This window comes from Pseudoalteromonas sp. SR45-5 (genome assembly GCF_014163565.1).
Lineage (GTDB): Bacteria > Pseudomonadota > Gammaproteobacteria > Enterobacterales > Alteromonadaceae > Pseudoalteromonas > Pseudoalteromonas distincta.
Genome location: NZ_JACJDN010000940.1, coordinates 1 through 1,013 on the forward strand (window position 1 = coordinate 1; position 1,013 = coordinate 1,013).

1 protein-coding gene and 1 pseudogene are annotated in these 1,013 nt (G+C 38.7%); one reads left to right on the forward strand and one right to left on the reverse strand.

Features of this window, described 5'->3' with window-relative positions:
• A pseudogene (locus tag H5072_RS20220) lies at positions 1 to 192 on the forward strand (diguanylate cyclase); the annotation flags it as partial.
• A gap of 32 nt (positions 193 to 224) precedes the next feature.
• On the opposite strand, the gene H5072_RS20225 reads toward H5072_RS20220, so the two are convergent.
• Positions 225 to 1,013: CNNM domain-containing protein (locus H5072_RS20225; protein ID WP_182694609.1), on the reverse strand; the 789-nt coding region annotated here is incomplete at its 5' end.

Here is a 1,013-nt window from a genome sequence, read left to right on the forward strand (position 1 = left end):
TTTAATATTACGAGTAAAGATAATTTAGATTTAGTGGCAGAGGGGGTTGAACGCCCAGAAGAGCTCGATTATTTAAGGCACTATAGAAGAAACCTAGCCATACAAGGTTTTTTATTTAGTCGCCCTAAACCACAAGACGAATTTATATCTTGGGCTAAAGATTGGCTAAAAACTGATGGCAGCCCCGCTTAAAGCGGTACTAATATTTACTCGGGGCCTGTTAGCTAATTATCACCCCGAGTGTGTTTATCTTCTTCACTAACTATATGTGCACTACTTGCTAAGCGTTTGTGCCAACGCTGCCTTGCTACTGCGCGCATATTAGTAGATTGGTCACGCTCATCTACAATCTCTAGCCCCATTAAAGCTTCAATCATATCCTCTAACGTTACAATACCCTGCACGTCACCGTACTCATCAACAACTAAGCATATATGAGTGCGCTTTGTTAAAAGTGTTTGCAGTAACGACGATACGTTCTGAGAGGTTGGCACCGTATAAATAGGCTTAATCAATTTGCTAATTTTGTAATCGGTGCCTAAGCGGTGAAATGCCAGCATAATATCGTTTTTATGCACAAACCCAACGATATCATCGGCATCTTTATCAAATACCAACACTCTAGAAAACGATGACGATCCATGTTCATTTAAATACTGATTAACTGTTAAATCTTTATGAATTTTGAAAATAACAGTTCGCGGCGTCATTAAATCACATAATTTTGCATGCTTAAAATGCAACAAATTACGGATAATATCAGATTCATCTTGATGTAATGCTCCCGACTCCGTGCCTATATCTGCCATTGCCTCTATCTCTTGACGAATATAGTAAGCCTCATCGTGCTTTGGGCCCATTAAATTTGTTAGCTTTTGAGCAAACCATACAAAAGGCTTTAGCGATATAACTAAAAAACGCAAAGCGTAGGTAACACTTGGGGTTAAAGCTCGCCAGTAATTAGCCCCCAAGGTTTTAGGTATAATTTCAGAAAGAATTAATACAAGAAATGT